This window comes from Streptococcus cristatus, assembly GCF_003943815.1.
GTDB lineage: Bacteria > Bacillota > Bacilli > Lactobacillales > Streptococcaceae > Streptococcus > Streptococcus cristatus_F.
In genome coordinates, this window is the sequence record NZ_RJNA01000007.1 from 35504 (window position 1) to 53912 (window position 18409).

Sequence of the window (18409 nt, forward strand, 5' to 3'; positions counted from 1 at the left end):
AAAACCTCTTTCTATATTTTAGAAAAACTCATCAAACAAACTCAACTGGTTATCCTCTGGCATATTGCCGAGAATGCCCATATCGTCCATTTTTTCAACTAGGGTGCTAGAGAGGCCGCCGCGCTTTCGGAGCTCCGTCTTAGAAAGGAATTCGCCTTCTTCCCGCGCTCTAACTAATTGGCGGGCAACGTTATCACCCAGACCGTCCATGGTAGAGAAAGGCGGGATAAGGGTATCTCCTTCGATGAGAAACTCGGTCGCGTGGCTCTTGTAGAGATCTAGCTTACCGAATTTGAAGCCCCGCTCCAGCATTTCATTGACGATTTCCAGAGTCGTATAAAGGTCAATTTCTACATTGGAAGCTTCGTTGTTCTTACGCTTTTCAGCGATTTCGCTCATCCGACGTTTGACGGCATCAAGACCGCCACTCATGGTCTTGATATCAAAGGCCTTAGCCCGGATGGAGAAATAAGCACAGTAGTAATAAATCGGATGATGTACCTTGAAGTAGGCTACCCGCAGGGCCATCATAACGTAGGCTGCCGCATGGGCCTTAGGGAACATGTACTTGATCTTTCCACAGGACTCGATGTACCACTCTGGCACATTGTTTTCCTTCATGGCTGCGATGTAGCCATTGCGCTCTTCTTCAGAAATCTTCAGCCAAAGGCCCTTCCGCACACGCTCCATGATCGTAAAGGCCATCTTAGGATCCAAGCCCTTGTGCATGAGGTAAACCATGATGTCGTCCCGACAGCCGATAACGGTGGACAGGTCGGCAATTCCTTGCTTAATCAAGTCTTGAGCATTGCCTAGCCAAACGTCCGTACCATGAGAGAGACCAGATAGCTGTAAGAGCTCCGCAAATGTTGTCGGATGGGTCTCGTCAACCATGCCCCGTACAAAATTGGTCCCAAACTCCGGAATCCCCAGCATACCAGTCGGCGTGCCGATTTGCTCCTCAGTAACCCCCAGAATATCTGTCCCAGAAAAGAGGGCCATGACGCCAGCATCATCCATAGGAATGTCATTAGGATCAATGCCAGACAAGTCCTGAAGCTTCCGAATCATGGTCGGATCATCATGCCCCAGCACATCGAGTTTGAGGACGTTCTCATCGATATCGTGGAAGTTAAAGTGGGTCGTTTGCCATTCGGCCGTCACATCGTCAGCTGGATATTGGACCGGTGTAAAGTCGTAAACATCCATGTAGTTAGGAATAACAACGATTCCACCTGGGTGTTGTCCAGTCGTCCGCTTGACTCCGGCAGCTCCCTGCGCCAAACGCTCAACTTCGGCGTCTCGGTAGAACTTCCCGTAGTCGCGCTCGTAACCCTTGACAAATCCATAGGCCGTCTTAGCAGCCACCGTACCAACCGTTCCTGCACGAAAGGCATACTCCTCACCAAAGATATCCCGTACGTCCAAGTGGGCGCTAGGCTGATCTTCTCCGGAGAAGTTCAAGTCAATATCGGGTACCTTGTCCCCGTCAAACCCAAGGAAGGTCTCAAAAGGAATATCCTGACCGTTCTTGCTCAGCTTGTGGCCGCACTCTGGGCAGTCTTTATCCGGCATATCAAAGCCTGAACCATAAGAACCGTCCGTGATGAACTTGCTGTATTGGCATTTGCCACAGACATAGTGGGGCGACAGAGGATTAACCTCGGTAATCCCAATCATGGTCGCGACAAAGCTGGATCCAACAGACCCCCGTGAACCTACCAGATAGCCCCGCTCATTGGAGCGTTGTACCAGCATCTGCGAAGCCAGATAAATCACGGCAAAGCCATTCCCCAAGATGGAGGTCAGCTCTTTTTCAATTCGCAAGTCCACGATATCTGGCAGCGGATTGCCATAAATCTCAAAGGCTTTTTGATAGGTCAGTTCGGCAACTGTCTCCTCGGCCTTGTCAATGAAAGGCGTATAGAGGTCTCCCTTGACTACCTCGACCGGCTCAAAGGTCTCCGCCAGCTGATTCGGATTGGTGATAACTAGCTTCTTAGCCAAATCCTCGCCTAGGAAGGCAAATTCGTCCAGCATCTCATTGGTGGTTCGGAAGTGAGCCTTAGGAAGCGGCGCCGGCTGGGCATTTTCACCGTGACCAATGGTACGGTTAATCATGGCTCCCTGACCGAGACTCCGGACGATAATCTCACGATAGATTTCTTCTTCCGGCTCGATATAGTGGACGTTCCCCGTCGCAAGGACAGGCTTGCCCAAACGATCGCCGACCTCAATCAGATTACGAATAATGGTCTGCAGTTCTTCCTGGTCCTTGATTTGCTCCTTGGCAATCAGCGGCTCATAGATAGCCGGCGGCATAACCTCGATAAAGTCATAGTACTTGGCCGCTTCGACAGCCGCGTCCACCCCCTGAGAGACAACAGCGTCATAGACTTCGCCTTCTGAACAGGCTGAGCCTAAAATCAAGCCTTCACGATGAGCATCCAGCACGGTCCGTGGAATCCGCGGGACACCTTCGAAATACTTGGTATTGGACAGACTGACTAGTTTGAAAATATTCTTAAGTCCCGTCTGATTTTTAACATAAATAGTCGCATGCTTGACCCGAGCCTTCTTGTAAGAATTCTCATCGACCAGATCCGTATTCAAATCCTTGAGATTGGTCACACCATGCTTTTCAGCCACATCCTTGATAAAGATAAAGAGGAGGCGACCCGTCGCTTCTGCGTCATAGTTGGCCATGTGGTGGTGCTCCAAAGCAATCTGGAAACGCTTGGTCAAAGGCCCCAGACCATGACGCTTGTACTCTGGATAGAGGTTACGGGCAAATTCCAGCGTGTCAATGACAGGCTGGGTAATTTTCGGCAGGCCATGCCGCTCATAATTGACATTCATAAAGCCCACGTCAAAGGTAGCATTATGGGCAACAAGGACACTGTCCTGGCAAAATTCCTGAAATTCTTTCAGCACCTGCTCCAGTGGTTTGGCATTGCGGACATGCTCATCTGTAATCCCGGTCAGATCCGTCGTAAAGGCCGACAGAGGATGACCCGGATTGATAAACTCATCAAACTCAGCGATAATATTGCCCTTGTGCATCTTGCTGGCTGCGACCTGAATCAAGTCATTGTAAACCGCTGAAAGTCCTGTCGTTTCCACGTCAAAGACCACATAGGTCGCATCGCTCAGCTCCATGTCCACTTCATTGTAGACGATAGGAACCCGGTCTTCTACAATATTGGCCTCCATACCGTAAATCAGCTGAATACCAGCCTTCTTGGCAGCCTTGTAGCCATGGGGAAAGCTCTGCACATTGCCATGGTCAGTAATGGCGACAGCCTTGTGGCCCCACTTGGCTGCCGTTGCCACGATTTCCTCGACCTCAGGTAAGGCGTCCATAGTAGACATATTGGTATGGGCGTGAAACTCAACCCGCTTCTGGCCCTCAGGCATCAAGTCCTTGCGCTCATAGTGGGTAACAGCCTGAACATCCTGCACATTCATGGTCAGGTCGCGGGTGAAATTGTTCATCTCCACATTTCCCCGCACCCGCAGCCAGGCGCCTTTCTTAATCACGTCAAACTTCTTGGCTTCTTCTTCGTTTTTCATCCATTTTTGCAAGGAGAAGCTAGAAGTGTAGTCTGTCATCTTGAAATTAAGCAAGACCCGGCCGGTCCGAGTGACCTTCTGCTCTAAGTCAAAGACCATTCCCTCGAAGACCAGACGGTTTTCCTCAGTCTGAACTTCGATCATAGGGGTAATCTCTGCCTTATCCAGATTTGGCTTTGCTGCAGCCTTGCGAGCTTGGAAGTCATAGGCTGGCTTTTCCTCCGGCGGCGGTGCCATCTGCTGCAGGGATTCCATGGCTTTTAGCGCTTCTTCATTGGCCGCCTGAACAATCTTGTCATTCTCCGCCTGGAAATTCTCCGCTTGTTGCTGGGTCAGCTCATCGCTGTGCTGAACCTGACAGGTCAGCTGAGGAAAGCCGTACTTGACCAACTGCTGGCTGAGATTGGGCAGATGATTCTTGCGAAAATGCTCCGTATCAATGGTCGAAGCCCCCTCAATCAGCAGCTTGTCCCCATCTAGATGAACCCGCAAATCCTGATACAGACTCTTAAAGCCATGACTGGCACAAGGCCCCTCCTCAAAGGCCTGCTGGTAATAAGCCTGCAAGAGTTCATCCGATACCTGAGGATTCTGACAATGAATTTCAAAAATAGCTTGATTGCCCGTCTTAGAAAACTCTTGAGCTAAGCGCTTCTGCAATTCTCGAAAAATCTCAATGGGCAGGATATTCGCAAAAGAAAAATGAAACTCCCAGACCCGACTGACCTTGTGGACCAGAACCTTCTCAATTTCTGCATTCAAAAAGGCCTCTGAATTTCTCATTTCCAGTGGCATATCCAGTTGATGCATTAAAACTTCAAACTTGTTTGACATGACATTTCCTCGTACAGTAGTGACCCTATTTTACCATAAATCAGCACTTTTTTCGACAGAAAAAGAGCCAGACAAGCTTGTCTGCTCTTCCTTCATACTACAAGAAAACCAAGAGTTTTATCTTAGCACTGCTTCTGCCAGCGCTTTTTGGATGGCAATGACACTTTTATCACTTCGGAAAGTTAGGGTTTCGGCTGGTTCCTCAGCACTGGAAACCCAGATTTTCAGCTCAGCATCTAGGTCAAAGTGGCCAGCCGTTTCCACTGAAAAACGAGAAATGGAGCGATAAGGATAAGACTTATAAGCCGTTTTCTTGCCTGTCACTCCCTGCTTGTCCACCAAGATCAAACGCTTATCTGTAAAGACAATCAAGTCGCGAATCAGGCTGAAAGCCAACTCCACATTTTCTGCTAGCGTCAGAATGTTCTCCAATTCTCTTTCTGTTTTTTCAATATCTTTCTGAGAAGCATTGCCCAATAAACCGCTGAATAATCCCATCATTCATTCCTCCAATCCATTTTCCCTACTATAGCATTTTCAAGGCCAATAAGCAAAAGAAAGAGAGTGGGACAGAAATCTGAAATTCGTTAGAATTCGATTTCGTCGTCCCACCTCCGCACAGTTGAGTAGGGCTGTAAAAGCTGATGAAATCAGCGTAGTAGAGCCCACTCAACCACTGCGTCTTGCTCGACAATCCAAAGACAATTGAGAGGCTAGGACTTTTGTCCTAAACTCTTGTTTTATTTTGTCAAAATAGACAGAGTTTCGAGCAGATTATCAGCATGGACTTCAATGGTATCGCCCGTAGCTTTAATCTTGACTTCGACAATGCCTTCTGCGGCTTTCTTACCAACTGTCACGCGGATTGGGAGACCAATCAAATCGCTGTCGCTGAACTTAACACCTGCGCGCTCATTGCGATCGTCCACCAAGACTTCATAACCAGCGTTTAGCAAGTTAGCCTCAATTTGATCAGTGAGAGCAAGAGCTTCCTCGTCCTTGACATTGACCGGAATCAAGTGCACGTCAAATGGTGCCAGTTCTTTAGGGAAGTTGATACCCCAAGCATAGCGGAATTCACCCTTAGGAGTTTTATTGACAAAGAGGCGAGCGTGCTGCTCCATAACGGCTGAAAGAAGGCGGCTGACACCGATGCCGTAGCAGCCCATAATCATCGGTACGGCACGGCCATTTTCGTCCAAGACATTGGCATTCATACTGTCAGAGTAGCGTGTTCCCAATTTAAAGATATGCCCAATCTCAATCCCGCGAGCAAACTTAAGGATACCTTGGCCATCTGGAGACACTTCACCTTCACGAACTTCGCGGATATCCACATATTCAGGACTAAAGTCACGGCCTGGATTAACACCAGTCAGGTGGTAGCCATCTTCATTAGCTCCAGCTACGGCGTTAGAAAGGTCTTGGACTCTACGGTCTGCGATAATGGTCACATCTTCTGGCAGATTGACTGGGCCTAGCGAACCAAAGCCTGCGCCCAAGAGCTGACGAACATCCTCTTCACTAGCGACTTCAAAGAAATCAGCTCCCAGATGATTTTTCAACTTGACTTCGTTAAGTTGGTCATTGCCGACAAGGAGGGCCACAACAGGCTTTTCATCAGCCATGTAAACCAAGGTCTTGATTGTTTCTTCTGTATCAACTTGTAGGAAAGCTGCCACCTCGTCAATAGTCTTGCAGTCAGGGGTTTCTACACGCACCAACTCTGCTTCAGTCACTACTTTTTTGTTTGGTTTATAAGCATTGGTTGCCATTTCTAAGTTGGCCGCATAGCTGGACTCGCTAGAGTAGGCAATGGTATCTTCACCAGAGACCATCCATTTGAGTAATTCTGCCTTGATTTCTTCTTGCACTTCTGCAGGAATTTCATCAAATGAGGCAACTGACTTATCCAAAACGACCCAACGGTCAAGATCTGTACGAGCAGGCGTGATAGCCATAAATTCTTGGCTGTCCTTACCACCCATAGCGCCACCGTCACCGATAATGGCTTTGAAATCTAGCTCGCTGCGAGTGAAGATTTTTTCATAAGCAGATTTGTACTCATCATAAGTTACATCCAAACTATCATAGTTGGCATGGAAACTATAACCGTCTTTCATGATAAATTCACGGGTACGAAGAAGTCCATTACGTGGACGCTTTTCGTCGCGGTACTTAGGCTGGATTTGATAGAGATTGAGCGGCAATTGCTTGTATGATTTAACAGAGTCACGGACAATAGAAGTAAAAGTCTCTTCATGTGTCGGACCTAGGATAAAGTCTGATTTTTCGCGATTTTTCAGCTTGTAGAGGTCTTCACCGTAAGTCTCGTAACGACCTGACTCGCGCCAGAGATCTGCACTAAGCAGGGCAGGCGCCAGCATTTCAACTGCACCAATCTTATCAAACTCTTCCCGCATGATTTTTTTAGCTTTTTCAATAACACGGTTAGCCAGTGGCAGATAAGAGTAGACTCCCGCAGAAACTTGGCGAACATAGCCAGCCCGCAACATAAGAGCATGGCTGATAACCTGAGCATCGCTTGGCATTTCGCGCAGCGTTGGGATTAGCATTTTACTTTGTTTCATAAAAACAAAACTCCTTCATAGAATATTTTTCAATCTTTTAAAATGTTAGAAGAACAATTTCATAATATCATTCCAAGTCACAGCAATCATGAGGACAACCATGACAGCTACCCCTGCGAGGGTAACATAGCTTTCTGTTTCTCGTTTCAAGGGTTTGCGACGGATAGCCTCAAGGATATTGAGGACAATTTTTCCACCGTCCAAGGCAGGAATCGGAATTAGATTAAAGATCCCGATATTAAGGGACAGCATAGCTAAAAGACTCAGAATAGCCGGCAATCCTTGTTGAGCCGCCTGACTGCTGACATTATAAATAGCAACTGGACCGCCTAATTTATTTAAATTAAAGTTAAAAATCAAATCTTTCAAGGCTGTCAAAATCCGACCTGTAGTCGTCCACGTAGCGGTAAAGCCTCCAACTACCTTGTCCCAAAAACCAGTCTTGATAGCAGGCAAAACGCCCAATGGATAGCGATCCCCCTCTTTTTTAGGCTCGACGTCCACTTTATGAGTCTGACCGTCACTCTTATAAGTGATGGTCAATTTTGGTGCATCTGCCTTATCTTTCGTCGTTTCTGACACGGCTTTGGTTAGGTCGTCCCAGTTTGCAATCTCATAATTGTTGACTTTCAGAATCTGGTCATTGCTTTTCACCCCTGCCTTGGCAACGGCGCTACCTTCCAGAACCTGAAAATGATTGCTATTTTCATCTTGGACACCGCCTTGAAGAAAGGCCAAAAGCATGAAAACTAGAATGCTCAAAATGAAATTATTCATGGGGCCAGCAAAATTAGTGATGAGTCGCCCCCAGATAGTCGCATTTTGATACTGAACATCCAGCGGAGCAATCCGAACTTCCGTTCCGTCTTCCTCAACAATGGTCGCATCGTGGTCAACAGAATAAGTCTTGGTCTCATCTAAGACCAGCCCTGTAATCTCCAGCTTTTCTTCAAAATCAAAACTAGTCACATTCATAGGTAGAGCCGTCTGATCAATTTTCTTGCCAGACAGATTGATGCGGACGACTTTCCCATCTTCATTCAAGGTCAGACTAGCTGGCGTACCTGTTTTGATTTCTGTCGAATCCTCGCCCCAGCCAGCCATACGGACATATCCACCTAATGGCAGAATCCGAATCGTGTAGGCTGTTCCATCCTTGCCAATATGAGCAAAGATTTTCGGGCCCATCCCAATGGCAAACTCACGAACTAGAATGCCTGATTTTTTGGCAAAGTAGAAATGTCCAAACTCATGAACCACCACGATGATCCCAAAAATAATAATAAATGTAATAATCTGCATAAGTCTAATCTTTCTCTTAAGATTGTTCATTAAGCCAAGAAGGCTTTCGGCTGCTTGGCCACCAAACTCCTTAGAACAGGCCAAAGAGGTGCATCAGTGGAAAGACAAAAAGCAAGCTATCAAAGCGATCCAAAACGCCGCCATGCCCAGGAATAAACTTCCCTGAGTCTTTGACACCAAAGTGACGCTTAATAGCGCTCTCTACCAAGTCACCGAATTGGCCAGCGATACTAAAGACAACTGTCAAGAGCAGCATGGTCATAAAGCTATATGGAGTGGCAACTTGCGGACGAACAGACATAAAAATCGCCGAAACCAACACCGCTGAGATAATGCCTCCTAAACTGCCTTCAATGGTTTTATTTGGCGATACCTTTGGCAATAATTTTCTCCGCCCGTAGCGGGTACCAACCAGATAGGCTCCACTGTCTGTGGCCCAGACGATAAAGAGGGCCAGCAAAACCTTGTCCACATTCACCAAACGAGCATCGATCAAAGCATTAAAGCCTAAACCGACATAAAAACTAGAAGCAATCGGATAAGCCGCATCTTCAAAGCTATATGAGGAGCCTAAAACAGTCGCTCCTAGCAAGACAAAAACGACCAAGCCATAAGCCATCACATTGCCGTCCACAGGTAAAAATTTCAGGTAGTTCTCAAGTGGCAGGGTTAAGACAAAAGCTGCCAGCATAGCCAATCCGCCTTCTAAGGTCGCTGTCGGAAGCCCCTTCATCTTAAGCAATTCATGCACTGCTAGCATAGCTAAAAGACCAACACTGATCTGGAAAGGAATCCCTCCCATCTTCACTAGAGGAATAAAAATAGCTAGAGCAATTCCTCCAAAAAGAAGACGTCTTTGTAAATCTAAACTCATCTTTTTCTCCCTCCTTTATACACCGCCGAAGCGACGATTGCGGCGATTATACTCTACAACCGCATCCTTCAAAGCCTTCTCATCGAAATCCGGCCAAAGGATATCTGTAAAATACAACTCGCTATATGCTGTCTGCCAAGGCAAGAAATTGCTAAGGCGCAGCTCGCCACTCGTACGAATAACCAAGTCAGGATCCCGTAAACTTGCAGGCAAACTGCTGGTATAGAGGTAATCTCCAATCATTTCCTCTGTAATATCTGCTGGCTGAACTTTCGCATCTAAAACATCTTGGGCAAGCTTCTGAACTGCTTGATTGATTTCAGCTCGTCCACCGTAGTTCAGGGCGAAGTTCAAAATCAGCCCTGTATTCAAGCGAGTCAGATCTTCAGCCTTCTCCAAGGCCTCAAAAGTAGCTTTAGGAAGTCGCTTCGTATCGCCAATCATTTGAATTTTTACATTGTTTCTGTGCAATTCTGGCACATAGCGGTCATAAAATTCAACTGGCAGATTCATAATGAAAGACACTTCTTTCTCTGGTCGCGCCCAGTTTTCCGTTGAAAAGGCATAGACCGTCAAGACCTGCACACCCATCTCCTTGGCTGCAATCGTCACTTCTTGCAAGGCTTCCATACCTGCCTTATGGCCAAAGACGCGCGGCTGCATACGTTTTTTAGCCCAACGACCATTGCCATCCATGATAATCCCTATATGCTTGGGAACAAGCAAGGCCTCATCGAGCTTTTCTTTTTTCTTAAAACTAAACATATTTTTTATCCTATTTAAAGTTTTATCATTTCATTATATCATAAATCCTTTAAATGTGGGCAGGAGAGCTGATTTTTCGTCTATCAGAGCTGATGATAAATAGTTAGTAGTGGATGTAGGCAGGTTTCGCTAGTATTGTGCAACTATAATATTGTAAAAGATGAGTTTACAATATGTCCTTAAAATAAAAAAGACAGCCTCTCGACTGTCCTATATCCTATTCTTCAATGGCAGTATCTTCATCAGACACAGCGATATCGCCTTCCACTCCCGCAGCAGCTGGGATACCTTCTGTCAATGGCAAAACAGTCTTAATGGCTGCTAATTCAAATGTTAAGAAAACACCGTCTACGTCCAAGACAACAGTCTTACGCTCTGAATCAACTTCGTCAACAGTTCCGTAAAGACCACCAATAGTAATGACTTCATAGCCTTTCTGCAGTTTATTAAGGCTCTCCATCCGTTTTTCAGCTTGCTTTTTCTGTGTCCGTACTTGGAAATACATCATTCCTACTAGTACAACGAAAAAAATAATCATCATTGTTGGATTCATTTCTCTTCTCCTTTGGAATTCATCTACTAATTACTATAGCAGATTTTGCCCCGTTTGACAAGGCAGGAAAATAATTTCCAAAAAAATCAGGATGAGCAACACCCTGATTTTATGTCTTTTTATTTCAGATTTTTAACAACTTCTGCTACGTGTTCAACTGTAAAGCCGTATTCTTCCAAAGCTTTGCTTGCTGGAGCAGAGGCACCGAACTGGTCGATTCCGATAACTGCACCGTCTAGACCGACATACTTGTACCAAGGCTGGCTAGCTGCCATCTCAATCGCTACGCGGCGACGAACTGCATTTGGCAGAATTTCTTCTTTGTAGGCTGCATCTTGAGCATCAAAAAGCTCTGTTGATGGCACGCTGACCACGCGAATTTTAGCACCTTCTGCTGCAAGTGCTTTAGCAGCTGCAACAGCCAAATTAACCTCAGAACCAGAAGCCAGCAAGATAGTATCGAAATCTGATGCTGTTTCGTAAACCACATAAGCACCTTTAGCTACTTTGTCAAAGTCTGTTCCTTCTTCGACTGTCAGATTTTGACGGGTCAAGACCAGAGCAGTCGGAGTAGATTGACTCTTAAGAGCCAAGTACCAAGCTGCCTGAGTTTCACGCGCATCTGCTGGGCGAAGAACAGTCAGGTTTGGAATAGCACGCAGACCAGCCAAATGCTCAATCGGCTCATGAGTCGGTCCATCTTCACCAACTGCAATTGAGTCGTGAGTGAAGACATAAGTCACTGGCAAGCCTTGAAGGGCAGACAAACGGACAGCTGCCTTGACATAGTCTGAGAAGACGAAGAAGGTACCGCCGTAAACGCGAAGACCACCATGAAGCGCCATACCATTGAGAATAGTTCCCATAGCAAACTCGCGCACACCAAATTGGATATTGCGGTTGAGACGGTGGGCATCGTCCTGCAGGCCGTCTTCCTTGATGTAGGTCATATTAGAATGAGCCAAGTCAGCAGAACCGCCGAGGAAAGTTGGAAGCACCTTAGCTGCTGCATTGAGGGCATCTTGGCTAGAATTACGGGTCGCTTGAGAGAAGCCATTTTCAAGCACTGGGAAATCTTCTGGTTTGATTTCTACTGGATCCTGACCAGCAATGATAGCTGTTACTTCTGCTGCCAATTCTGGATAAGCTTGCTTGTAGTCCTCTACTAGCTGTTTCCAAGCATCGTAAGCCGCTGCACCACGCTCTGCCACATTTGTACGGTAGTCAGTATAGACTTCCTCAGGAATCTCAAATGGCGCATAGTCCCAACCCAAGGCTTGACGAGTAGCTTCCGCTTCTTCTGCTCCAAGAGGCGCACCGTGAACTGCATTGGTTCCTTGCTTGTTTGGTGAACCATATCCGATAATCGTCTTGACTTCAATCAAAGATGGCTTGCCAGAAGCCTTCGCTTCATTGATAGCCGCATCAATCGCTGCAAGGTCTGTTCCATCTTCTACCAAGGCAGTATGCCAACCATACGCTTCATAGCGGGCACGAACATCTTCTGTAAAGGAATCTTTGGTTTCCCCGTCCAAGTTGATATCATTTGAATCGTAGAGGACAACCAGCTTGTCAAGCTTTTGCAGACCAGCGTAAGAAGCAGCCTCAGCTGAAACACCCTCCATCAAATCGCCATCACCACAGATGACATAAGTGTAATGGTCGAAAATCGGATAACCATCACGGTTGTACTTAGCAGCCAAGAAACGCTCTGCTTGAGCAAATCCAGTCGCTGTAGAAATCCCTTGTCCCAATGGTCCAGTCGTCGCATCAACTCCAGCTGTATGACCAAACTCTGGGTGACCTGGTGTCTTAGAGCCCCATTGGCGGAAGTTTTTGATTTCCTCCATGCTGACATCTTTAAAGCCAGACAGGTAGAGCAGGGCATAAAGCAACATAGAGCCGTGTCCTGCAGATAGAACGAAGCGATCGCGGTTAATCCAATTTGGCTCTGCTGGATTGATACGCAGTTGTTTGGTAAATAGGTCGTAAGCCATCGGCGCAGCCCCCATAACAACGCCAGGGTGACCTGACTTAGACTTTTCAATCGCGTCAATTCCTAAAAAGCGAATGGCATTAACAGATAATTGTGACATTGAGTTCTCCTTATAAAAAATTTAGCGGGCTGCTACCACCAGCAGACATTCCTACGCTCATTTTTCTTATTTCCATTATATGAAATTTTTGCCTTTCCTGCAATAATGGAAAGGCCATTCTTTCCTTCAGTAAAAGAATCCCACAAGCAAGCACTCATAGAATTCTAGTTATATATATATCCCTGTAAAATCGGCTACTTATTGAATAGTAATACCGTATTTTTCATGATTTTCTTCGTACCAATTAATCAGAGCAATAGCCGTTTGATAAGTAATATTCTTAATCTTGCTGCTACCTTTGACCAGTGTCAAGATGCTCATTTTGCTGATGTTGGCATCTGTCGCCACACGATAGCTGGTCAAAACTCCATCGATTAGTAATTGAATAACAGCTTCTACCTTTTTATAATCAGACATTGTAGTAATATCCAATTTCTCCATTTTGTATTCCTTCCATAACATTTATCTTTTCCTAACCATTATACACTTTTCTATGGTATTTACATATATAAATGCTTGGAGCGTTAAAAAAGAGGAAATTGGCTGATTATTTCTGTCTAGTTTAGCTAGATTTTGAAAAGGTTGACAAGCGACAAAAATGAGTATTAGTCCATATAGGGTAGCAGGTAGCCGTAGCCTTCCTCTTCCATTTGCTCTCTGGGAATAAATCGCAGAGATGCTGAGTTGATGCAATAGCGCAAGCCACCTAATTCCTGCGGACCATCGGTAAAGACGTGACCTAGATGGGCATTTCCTGAGCGACTTCGCACTTCGATTCGCTCCATGCCATGGCTCAAATCTTGATAATACTTGATAACCTCGCGAGCGATAGGACGAGCAAAACTAGGCCAGCCACAGCCAGATTCAAACTTGTCAGCCGCAAAAAAGAGTGGTTCGCCAGTTGTTACATCAACATAAATCCCTGCCTCAAAAGTGCTATTGTAAGCATTATGGAAAGGGCGCTCCGTTGCGCTCTGCTGGGTCACCTGATACTGCTCCTCACTTAGCACTGCTTTGAGTTGCTGCTGACTAGGCTTAGGATAATGGCCCGCATCTACCAAGGGCTGCTCAGCATCCTTGACATTGATATGGCAATAACCCGTCGGATTTTTCTTGAGATAATCTTGATGATACTCCTCAGCCAAGATATAATGGCGCAAGGGCTCTAGCTCTACAGCCAACTTTTGTCCTAATTGCTCCTCCTGCTCAGCAAAAACCTGCTCGATAGTGGCGCGATCTTCCTCACGGACATAGTAAACACCTGTCCGATACTGACGGCCTATATCATTACCCTGTTTGTTGATGGATAAGGGGTCAATGACTCGGAAATAGTAGAGCAAAATTTCCCGCAGGCTGATTTTTTCTTCGTCATAAATTAAGTGCACCGTCTCCGCGTGGTCGGTCTGGTGAATGAGCTGGTAGTTGGTGGACTCCACTTGCCCATTGGCATAGCCCACTGTCGTTTTCTCAATGCCTTCAATCCGAGAAAAATATTCCTCCAAGCCCCAGAAACAGCCGCCTGCTAGATAAATTTCTGCCATAAACATCCCTCCAATCGTTTCCTCTATTTTCTCATAAAAAGAGAAACTTTTATAGGATTTTGATTGGGACTTTCTTAGAAATCATATCAAATACTGCGCCCCTACGGATTAACTAAATTTAATAGTTTCAAGAAAATATAAAAAGACGGGAAATTTCCCATCTTTGATTAAAGGTTTAATTCCTTGTATTCGGTCCGATAGCCAACTTGCACAATCCGATTATCTTGGACTAGCAACGGTCGCTTAATCAGCATGCCGTCGGTCGCCAAGAGTGCGGCTGCCTCCTCAGCAGAAAACTGAGGCACCTTATCCTTGAGCCCCAATTCTCGGTACTTGATACCACTGGTATTAAAGAAAGACTTGATTTCCAAATCAGAATGAGTCATCCATTGCAGAAGTTTCTCTTGGCTAGGCGTTTCCTTGACAATATCCACCGCTTCAAAATCCACTCCTAATTGATTAAGCTCAGCCTTGGCCTTGCGACAAGTAGAGCATTTTGGGTATTCGATAAATTGTAACATACTTACCTCAATTCTTATTTATCTCTAGCCTTTGTGGTCTAAAATTCCAAAATAGCTTGAAATTTCTATGCTTACTGTTAAAGAAAGCAAATGCTTCCTCTACAAGACATCACCCTCATCCAATATTTTCTTGAAGTGCTGCGAATACTTTGTCGGATAAAACTCGGTGAAAGTATATGCTGCAATCTCTTGAATATAAAAAGGATCTTCTGAAATAATCTTTTGAACAGTTTCTTTACTATCTGTATTCACTAAAATAATCCCACCAGTCCGAGGATTCTTCCGTCCTGATGCGATAAAATGGCCAGATGCATAATATTTATCTAAAAAAGAAATATGCTCTGGTAAATATTTTTCAACTTCTACTAGGTCTTTTTTATAAGTTAAATCAATAATAAACATAATAACTCCTATGATATTTTGCTTATGATATTTAGCATATAAATCAATTTTATGTAAGCCGTATTTTTTTGTTATTTTTTAATCAAACGCACGCGCACAATATTATCGCTATTCTCAAATTTATCAACCAGCTCCTGAATCTTACTTTCATCCGACTCATCCAGATCCAGCAAAGTATAGGCATAATCACCCTTGGAACGATTGATGATATTGTCGATATTAATATTCAAATCACTGACCGCTGTTGAAATTCGAGCCACAATATTCGGTACATTTTTGTTAATCAGGGTAATCCGATAAGGGGCTGAGAGAGCCTGACGGACATTAGGGAAATTCACTGAGTTGATAATCTCGCCCGTTTCCATGAAGCGGCGGATGGTTTTCCCAGCCATAATGGCACAGTTGAGCTCAGCTTCTTCTGTCGAGCCACCCAAATGCGGAAAGACTGTAATCTGCGGATGACGGAGTAGCTCTTCCACACCAAAGTCTGTGATATATCGCTTGATAACACCTGTTTCCAAAGCTTCAAAAAGGGCAGCATTGTCCACCAGCTCGCCACGGGCAAAGTTGATAAGGGTTGTTCCCTTTTGCATAAGATCAAAAGCAGCCTGATCAAAAGTAGCGCGTGTATCCTCAGTCAGAGGGACGTGGATAGTGATATAATCACTCTTCTCAAAGATTTCCTTAATGTCCGCTACCCGCTTGACATGGCTAGAGATATTCCAAGCTGTCTCAATGGATACATAAGGATCATAGCCCAGGACATTCATTCCCAGACGGTAGGCATCATTGGCAATGCGCCCACCGATAGCTCCCAGACCAATGACACCCAGAGTTTTATTGGCAATTTCGGTACCCGCAAACTGCTTCTTACCAGCTTCTACTTGCTTGGGAACATCATCACCAGAAAGGCCGTTAGCCCAGCTGTTAGCAGCGATATAGTCACGAGCAGACAGGAGAATGGAAGCCAAGACCGCTTCTTTCACCGCATTGGCATTAGCTCCTGGTGTGTTGAAGACCACGATTCCCTGAGCCGTAGCTTGATCGACAGGAATATTATTGGTTCCTGCGCCAGCCCGCGCAATGGCTTTGAGCTTGCTTGGAAATTCCTGTCCATGCAGGTTTTGACTACGCAGGATATAAGCATCTGGATTGTCAGACTTATCTCCGTCAATCTGAAAAGCATTGCCCAGCTCCTTGAGCCCGATTTGATTGATGTTGTTAAAGGTTTTGACACTAAAGACCATAGTTTCCCTCTCTTAAGAATTTTCTTCTTCAAATTTCTGCATAAAGGCAATCAAGTCCTTGACACCTTGGAGCGGAAAGGCATTGTAGAGACTAGCTCTCATGCCACCTACGCTGCGGTGCCCCTTGATATTCTTGAATCCCGCTGCTGCAGCCTCTTTGTTAAATTTGGCGTCCAGCTCTGGGCTAGGAGACACAAAGGGAATATTGGCTACTGAGCGCTGCTCCTTGTAACGGACTGGACTGCGATAAAAGTCAGACTGCTCAATGAAGTCGTACAAAAGGCCAGATTTTTCACGATTGCGCTTTTCCATTTCTGCCACACCACCCAACTCCTTGACCCACTCAAAGACCAGTTTGGCCATATAGATGGCGAAAGTTGGTGGTGTATTGTAAAGAGAGCCATTGTCCGCCTGAATACGGTAGTCTAGCATGCTAGACAGAACTGGCTCATCATTGAGCAAATCCTCACGAATGATGACCACTGTCACGCCGGCAGGTCCGATATTCTTCTGAGCCCCAGCATAAATCAAACCAAAATCCTCTACTCGGTACTGAGCAGCAAGGATATTAGAAGACATGTCCGCCACAATGGGCACGCCATTAGTCGCAGGCAGGTCATAAATAGCCGTACCTTCAATGGTATTATTGGTGGTCAGATGCACATAGGCCGCCTGCGGATCAATCTCCTTTTCATCAAAAGAAGGAATTTCCGTGTAATTTAAATCCTCTGACGAAGCCAAGAGAATAGGTTCAAAAAGCACTGTCTTAGCCAGCTTGACTGCTTCTGTGTAGGCTTTCTTGCCCCAAGAACCAGCTACTAGGTAGTAGGCCTTGCCGCTCTTGGCTAGATTAAGGGGAATCATGCTAAACTGGGTAGAAGCTCCCCCCTGCAGGAAGAGTACGCGGTAATTGTCCGGAATAGCCATGAGCTCACGCAGCAAGCTCTCAGCTTCTTTGATAATATCGTCAAATTCTTTGGATCGGTGGGATAGCTCCATCACGCTCATGCCGCTTTGGGCATAGTCTAAAAACTCAGCCTGAGCTTTTTTCAAGACTTCCTTGGGCAATACTGCCGGTCCAGCAGAAAAATTGTAAATGGTCATATCCTACCTCCAAAAATGTATTTTGTCTATCATATCACAATGTTCAGAAAATTTCTATAATTCTTTCAAAGATATTTTTCTTTTGGGGAAATTTCCGAACAAAAGGAGGATTTTGAACAAAAAACTAGCCGAATAGGACTAGTTTCTTTCTTCTCCATGATAAAGGGCATAGAGCTGACTCTTATTGCGCCCGTATTTTTTAGCTACTTCCTTGATAGCCTGATTTTTCTTGCTGCCGGATTGGACTAAGCTGTCAATTTCAGCCAAGAGCTCCGCATCCGCTTTGTCTTCCTTCTCCAAGCTTGCACCAGCCACAATCAGGAGGCATTCGCCCTTGAGTGCATTCTCTGCCAGATAGTCTATCAACTCAGAAATCCTTCCTCTTTGGTATTCTTCGTAGATTTTGGTGAGCTCACGAACCAAGACCACTGAGCGATTGCCATAGACTTCCAGCATATTTTCCAGCGTAGCCTTGACCCTATGAGGAGATTCGTAAAAGATCTGTGTCTCTGGATAAGATTTTTTACTCTCGAAAAATTCCTTCTGCTGTCCAGACTTACGAGGCAAGAAACCATAAAAAATATGAGGCTGAGGCGCTAAACCACTGGCAATCAGAGCGGAAATCCCGGCGCTGGGGCCCGGAACCGTCACCACAGCAATGTCCTCAGCAATAGCCGCCTTAACCAAATCATGACCCGGATCCGAAATGCTAGGCAAGCCAGCATCGGATACCTGGGCTAGATTTTGACCTGATTTGAGCAAGTCCAGCAAGATCGGTATCTTTTCTTGAGCATTGTGCTCATGAAAGCTGATCTGTCGAGTCTCAATCCCAAAGTGTTTGAGTAGAAGACCTGTATTTCTGGTATCTTCAGCCGCAATAACATCCACTTCCTTGAGGGTATTGACCATGCGAATGCTCATGTCATCCATATTTCCAATAGGAGTCGCCACCAAATACAGCTTGCCGTAGGGCGACTGTCCCTTAAAACTCTTTTGAATCTGCATC

General features: G+C 45.6%; 15 protein-coding genes. All 15 read right to left on the reverse strand.

Annotated elements, in window-relative coordinates; genetic code table 11:
- Positions 1–18: 18 nt before the first annotated feature.
- The 15 genes from D8872_RS05860 to rsmI all read right to left on the reverse strand — a co-directional run bounded on the left by D8872_RS05860 (position 19) and on the right by rsmI (position 18408).
- Positions 19–4407 (reverse strand): PolC-type DNA polymerase III, encoded by a 4389-nt coding sequence (locus tag D8872_RS05860; RefSeq protein ID WP_125390277.1) that lies wholly within the window; start codon positions 4405–4407, stop codon positions 19–21.
- Between the two features lie 117 nt (positions 4408–4524).
- The gene (locus D8872_RS05865; RefSeq protein ID WP_048764500.1) at positions 4525–4905 is read right to left on the reverse strand and encodes a PH domain-containing protein; all 381 of its coding nucleotides are present in this window, start codon (positions 4903–4905) and stop codon (positions 4525–4527) included.
- A gap of 242 nt (positions 4906–5147) precedes the next feature.
- Positions 5148–6998 (reverse strand): proline--tRNA ligase, encoded by a 1851-nt coding sequence (locus tag D8872_RS05870; protein ID WP_125390278.1) that lies wholly within the window; start codon positions 6996–6998, stop codon positions 5148–5150.
- 45 nt (positions 6999–7043) lie between these two features.
- Positions 7044–8300, reverse strand: a complete 1257-nt coding sequence (gene rseP, locus D8872_RS05875; protein ID WP_125390279.1) for an RIP metalloprotease RseP — start codon at positions 8298–8300, stop codon at positions 7044–7046.
- Between the two features lie 70 nt (positions 8301–8370).
- Complete coding sequence (locus D8872_RS05880) at positions 8371–9174, reverse strand: phosphatidate cytidylyltransferase (protein ID WP_125390280.1); 804 nt, start codon at positions 9172–9174, stop codon at positions 8371–8373.
- 15 nt (positions 9175–9189) lie between these two features.
- On the reverse strand, positions 9190–9939 hold the full coding sequence (uppS, locus tag D8872_RS05885; protein ID WP_125390281.1) for an undecaprenyl pyrophosphate synthase: 750 nt from the start codon (positions 9937–9939) through the stop codon (positions 9190–9192).
- Between the two features lie 217 nt (positions 9940–10156).
- Positions 10157–10492 carry a preprotein translocase subunit YajC gene (gene yajC, locus D8872_RS05890; RefSeq protein ID WP_005591861.1) on the reverse strand — a complete coding sequence of 112 codons (336 nt, stop codon included), beginning with the start codon at positions 10490–10492 and terminating at the stop codon, positions 10157–10159.
- Positions 10493–10611: 119 nt separating this feature from the next.
- The gene (tkt, locus tag D8872_RS05895; protein ID WP_125390282.1) at positions 10612–12588 is read right to left on the reverse strand and encodes a transketolase; all 1977 of its coding nucleotides are present in this window, start codon (positions 12586–12588) and stop codon (positions 10612–10614) included.
- Positions 12589–12786: 198 nt separating this feature from the next.
- Positions 12787–13029, reverse strand: coding sequence for a hypothetical protein (locus D8872_RS05900; RefSeq protein ID WP_005592291.1), 243 nt, complete (start codon positions 13027–13029; stop codon positions 12787–12789).
- A gap of 164 nt (positions 13030–13193) precedes the next feature.
- A complete protein-coding gene (gene msrB / locus D8872_RS05905) occupies positions 13194–14129 on the reverse strand; it encodes a peptide-methionine (R)-S-oxide reductase MsrB (RefSeq protein ID WP_125390283.1) in 936 nt (311 codons plus the stop codon).
- Between the two features lie 167 nt (positions 14130–14296).
- Complete coding sequence (locus tag D8872_RS05910) at positions 14297–14650, reverse strand: arsenate reductase family protein (RefSeq protein ID WP_125390284.1); 354 nt, start codon at positions 14648–14650, stop codon at positions 14297–14299.
- A 99-nt stretch (positions 14651–14749) separates the two neighbouring features.
- The gene (locus tag D8872_RS05915; protein ID WP_005591856.1) at positions 14750–15052 is read right to left on the reverse strand and encodes a YciI family protein; all 303 of its coding nucleotides are present in this window, start codon (positions 15050–15052) and stop codon (positions 14750–14752) included.
- Positions 15053–15123: 71 nt separating this feature from the next.
- Positions 15124–16299 carry a 3-phosphoglycerate dehydrogenase family protein gene (locus D8872_RS05920; protein WP_061909786.1) on the reverse strand — a complete coding sequence of 392 codons (1176 nt, stop codon included), beginning with the start codon at positions 16297–16299 and terminating at the stop codon, positions 15124–15126.
- 12 nt (positions 16300–16311) lie between these two features.
- Entirely contained in the window at positions 16312–17403 is a 1092-nt protein-coding gene (serC, locus tag D8872_RS05925; RefSeq protein ID WP_125390285.1) for a 3-phosphoserine/phosphohydroxythreonine transaminase, read from the reverse strand.
- A gap of 138 nt (positions 17404–17541) precedes the next feature.
- On the reverse strand, positions 17542–18408 hold the full coding sequence (gene rsmI, locus D8872_RS05930) for a 16S rRNA (cytidine(1402)-2'-O)-methyltransferase (protein ID WP_125390286.1): 867 nt from the start codon (positions 18406–18408) through the stop codon (positions 17542–17544).
- Between the last annotated feature and the right edge of the window lies 1 nt (position 18409).